8 protein-coding genes are annotated in these 4,022 nt (G+C 36.6%); 1 reads left to right on the forward strand and 7 read right to left on the reverse strand.

The genetic code is table 4. The features are described from left to right. The 6 genes from H6411_RS00645 to H6411_RS00670 form a co-directional block, all read right to left on the reverse strand. Positions 1-285, reverse strand: a 285-nt coding sequence (locus H6411_RS00645; protein WP_216082728.1) for a hypothetical protein, incomplete at its 3' end; no start/stop codon positions are given. Between the two features lie 131 nt (positions 286-416). Then, positions 417-848: a hypothetical protein gene (locus H6411_RS00650; RefSeq protein WP_216082729.1), complete on the reverse strand. Its 432-nt coding sequence runs from the start codon at positions 846-848 to the stop codon at positions 417-419. A gap of 116 nt (positions 849-964) precedes the next feature. Beyond that, entirely contained in the window at positions 965-1,465 is a 501-nt protein-coding gene (locus H6411_RS00655) for a hypothetical protein (RefSeq protein WP_216082730.1), read from the reverse strand. 3 nt (positions 1,466-1,468) lie between these two features. Beyond that, positions 1,469-1,966 carry a hypothetical protein gene (locus tag H6411_RS00660; RefSeq protein WP_216082731.1) on the reverse strand — a complete coding sequence of 166 codons (498 nt, stop codon included), beginning with the start codon at positions 1,964-1,966 and terminating at the stop codon, positions 1,469-1,471. A gap of 65 nt (positions 1,967-2,031) precedes the next feature. Then, positions 2,032-2,475, reverse strand: a complete 444-nt coding sequence (locus H6411_RS00665) for a hypothetical protein (protein ID WP_216082732.1) — start codon at positions 2,473-2,475, stop codon at positions 2,032-2,034. 9 nt (positions 2,476-2,484) lie between these two features. Next, positions 2,485-2,796: a hypothetical protein gene (locus H6411_RS00670; RefSeq protein WP_216082733.1), complete on the reverse strand. Its 312-nt coding sequence runs from the start codon at positions 2,794-2,796 to the stop codon at positions 2,485-2,487. Between the two features lie 165 nt (positions 2,797-2,961). Between H6411_RS00670 and H6411_RS00675 the strand changes: the two genes are divergently transcribed. Next, complete coding sequence (locus H6411_RS00675; RefSeq protein WP_216082734.1) at positions 2,962-3,654, forward strand: hypothetical protein; 693 nt, start codon at positions 2,962-2,964, stop codon at positions 3,652-3,654. Positions 3,655-3,661: 7 nt separating this feature from the next. Here H6411_RS00675 and H6411_RS00680 read toward each other — a convergent pair. Further along, the coding region (locus H6411_RS00680; protein ID WP_216082735.1) for a hypothetical protein at positions 3,662-4,022 on the reverse strand (361 nt) is incomplete at its 5' end.

A 4,022-nucleotide genomic window follows, 5' to 3' on the forward strand; every position in this document is an offset into this window, starting at 1 on the left:
TTCGCCTCTTGCCGATTCCGGTTGGACAACTATATTTGATCCTGATCCAACAGGAGCTTCAGGAGAACCAACGCCTTCTTTAGCTTTTTCTTGAGAAACACCAGCTGTTCCTCTAGAACCTGCTTGTTCAGTCTGAGTTGTACCTCCAGAAGCATCCTGTGCTGTTTCCTTATCTGGCTCTTTTGGCTTCTCAAAAGCTCCAGCAGCATACGCAATACCAGTTCCGCCTGCACCTGCTGCAGCTAATCCTCCTAATCCAGCTCCAACTGCTGCTTGTGGTGTCATGAATATCTACTTAGAGTTTTGTGCTCCCACTATAGTAACTAAATCTTTCATATTCAACCTTACTTTCAGTTCTATCTCTTATCAACCTATAAACAAACAAAGTTTTTATTTAACTTTTCTGCTTTTTTCATTTATTGATCTGAATCTGAAGAGGCTCCAGTATCTTTAGTAGAAGTTGTTGTTGGTTTTGAATTCACTGTAGTTGACGCATCAGACTGTACACCTGTTTGACCACTAACATTTCCATCTCCTTGAGAAAGATTTGAAATTTCCGGTGCTAAAGCAACATCTGCAACAGGAGAAGTTTGTCCAGTAGGTAGATTAGTCACTAAATCATTTTCAGTTTGAGATTTATCGCCTGCATCTTCTGTCTCTAATCTATCAACAGATTCATTAGTTTCAGGTAATTGAACTTGATTTCTTTTTTGATCTGCTGGATTTACTAAAGTTGGATTGATCTCATTTCCAGGTTTATTTATTGCATAATAAGTTCCAACTGAAGTAGCTTCTATTGCTCCAGCACCCAATACACCTGCGGCAGCTAATGCTCCTGAAGAAGCCATAAATTATTTTTTTAATTATGAATAATAACGAATTGCTTAATGTCCCGTGCTGCTCCTGGTTTCTGTCAGTTTTATTTTTCTTTGATATTTAAAAATTTCTATTTCTGACTTGCTTTCTAAATTAAACAAACTTTTTCAAATATTTCTCAGTCTTTATCTGCTTTAAGAGTAGCTTCAGTTCACTGCTTGTCTGTTCCTGAAGATTTACTTTTTTTAAGCTCGCATCATGCTTTAGTAAATTTAGCAATATTTTCCAAGTCACTAAGTGAAGCGCTTGGAATCAATTTCTCTTTGGCTCCATTTGGTTTAGTAATTGAATCTTTATTCTCTCCCTGCAATCCTTGTGCATCCATACCGTCTCATTTATCCTGCAATTTTTTTCTGTAACCATTAGAAGAAGTATCGTTCTTATCTTCCTCCAATAATTTCTTTATTGAATTAGGTTTTTCATCCTTTAAATCTCCTATATAAGTTAAGGCTTTCTTATTTACGTAATCTCCAAAGTTTTCATAAGTAATTTCGCTAAAAGCTCCGGCTGCATAAGCAATGGCAGAACCTCCTGCTCCTGCAACAGCCAATCCTCCTATTCCGGCTCCGGCTGCTGCTTGAGGTGTCATAAATTATTTATTTACTTTTTTAATTAAACAAACTTCCTCAAATATTTTTCAGTCTGCATCCTCTTTAAGAGTGGCTTCAGTTCATTTCTTGTCTTTGCCTGGAATCTTGTCTTTCTTTAATTCACATCATGCTTTAGTGAATCTAGCAATATCTCCTGATTTAGAAATACTGTCAGTTGTTGGAAATAATGGTTCTGAATCTGTTCCACTAGGTTTAGAAACTGCAGCACCTTTTAAATCCTTTCCATCCATACTATTTCATTGACCCTTTAATTTATTTCTGTAGCCATTTGGACTGCTAGTCTTATCCCCATCCAATAGATTCTTAATTGAATTATCAACTGCGTCATCTATACCTCCTATATAAGTCAAACCATTCTGTTTCACATAATCTTTGAAATCAACATATTTAGTTGTGAAAACGCCTGCTGCATAAGCAGTTCCTACACCTATAGCTCCTGCTCCTAAAGCGCCTCCGCCTATTACTACTGGAGATGGCATATTTCTGAAAAAATAGATATTTTATATATTTAAGCAATTTTTTTAAATTAATAAAGCTAAATAAGTTATTTCTGGACAACTGAAGGATTTTCTTTTGTTTGTTGAGTTTCTAAAGTTGATGCAACAAGGGGAGCTCTTATATGACCTTCGTTTCCAGATTGAAGAGAAATTTCTTCTGAATCTGGCTTTAACCCGACGCTTGAATCTTCAGAAAGAGGGACTGAAACAACAGAACCTTCGCTTTGATCCTCAAGATTACTTTTCTCTCGCGCATCAGCACTTAACTGTGAAGAAGCTTCTGTTTCTCCAGTAGGTGGAACAACAGTTGATGGCTCCTGTCTTGCGTTTTGTTCAGATTCTAAATCTTCTGCTTGATCATTTTTAGTTGGAACTGTTACGTTCTCAGAATCACTAGTTCCATAAACTGCATAATAAGTTCCTACTGAACCGGCTCCTAAAGCTCCTGCGCCCAATACACCTGCTCCTGCAATTGCTGCTTGTGACGCCATATTTAATAACTAAGCAGATCTTAATTCCTCTGTTCCAGCCTCATTTGTTTGATGTTTGCCGCCATCAGTGCTTTTCCTTTCTTGTCCATTAGTAACCTCGGCAGATGGCTGATCAGCTCCCCTTCCTGTATCTCCACCACTACTTACTCCTCCAGAACCTGCATCTTGTCGACCTTCTCCTGGAACACTTCCACTTTCTGCTACTGTTTCTCCTTTCTTCTCCTCAGAACCATTAAATAAGTAATAAGCACCTACTGAGGCAGCTCCTATAACTCCAGTGCCTAGTACACCTATTCCTACAATTACCAAAGGAGATGCCATACCCTATTATTTGTTTGTTCTCAACATAATAACAAAACACTTATTTTCCAGCATTACTACTGGTTTCCATGAACATCAATTACTTAGTCAATAAAAGACCTAAAGCCTAAAAATAGCTTATACCCATAAAAAACAGTTAATATGATTGGCATAAACATCTAATTCATGTCATTACTAGCTAAATCTGCTATAGCTGCAACAGTCATAAGTGCTGGTTCAGCCGTAACTGCTCATCAGTTAATCCAAAACAAAAGCAGTGATTCTGCTTCTGAACAACAACCAATTGATTCAAATACCTCAGAAATAGAAGAACAAAAGAAGATTGAACCTGAACAACAAATAACAAAGCCTCAAACACCAACTACAAAAAGAACTAATACATTACCACCAAGACCTTCTACTTCCCAAAGACTAGAACATACTTCTAAACCAGCAATATCCGCTGCATCAATTCCAGCTGGTTCAATATTCGACAGAAGTCGTTTCTTTGGCCACAGCGGAAAAAATACTCCTTCCAGAGTAAATTCAATTGAATTCAAACCTATAGAAGGAAGAGATAGACCTACTTGATTAGATCAATTGCCAAATACTAAGGGTAGCTGTCAAGATGATAACGGTGTTAAATGTGAATGAAGCGATATATTAAAAGCACATGTTCCTAAAGATAAAAGATTGAAATTAGAACAATCCGCAATGGATCATGCAACTGATAAATGTTCAAAAATTAACGGAAGAATGCATGACGATACCCAAACAAGAAGAAAGGGGTGACAAACATGTCACTACTCAGAAAACTACTACGCTAGAGAGGCTTCCTTCTATGACCTAAATCTAGACAACCAAGAACTTTACGAATAATTCTTAATTAATCTTCAGGATAAGTACAAATCTCACCATAAAAATCTCTATTAGTTTTTCAATTCAAACGTGTATAGTTCTCTAATTCTTCTTTTATTTTTCCTTTCTCATAATCCAGGCATCATTTCATAACATCTCTAGCTCTTTCTTTACCTTTTTCTGTTAACTTCTCTCCTGCTAACCTACTAGAATCTTTATATTTTTTTGTATTTCTCAACCAAGTTTTCTGATCATCCTCAAAATCATTCTTATCCTCAATCGGATTACTACTTAAACTAGGTCAAACTCTTTTTCAATCATCTGAATCATCATTTAAATTTTTCAAAGGCGCAACTGTCCCTCCATTGTTAACATCTTCACTATTAAAT

Source organism: Candidatus Mycoplasma haematohominis, assembly GCF_902712995.1.
Lineage (GTDB): Bacteria > Bacillota_I > Bacilli_A > Mycoplasmatales > Mycoplasmoidaceae > Eperythrozoon_B > Eperythrozoon_B haematohominis.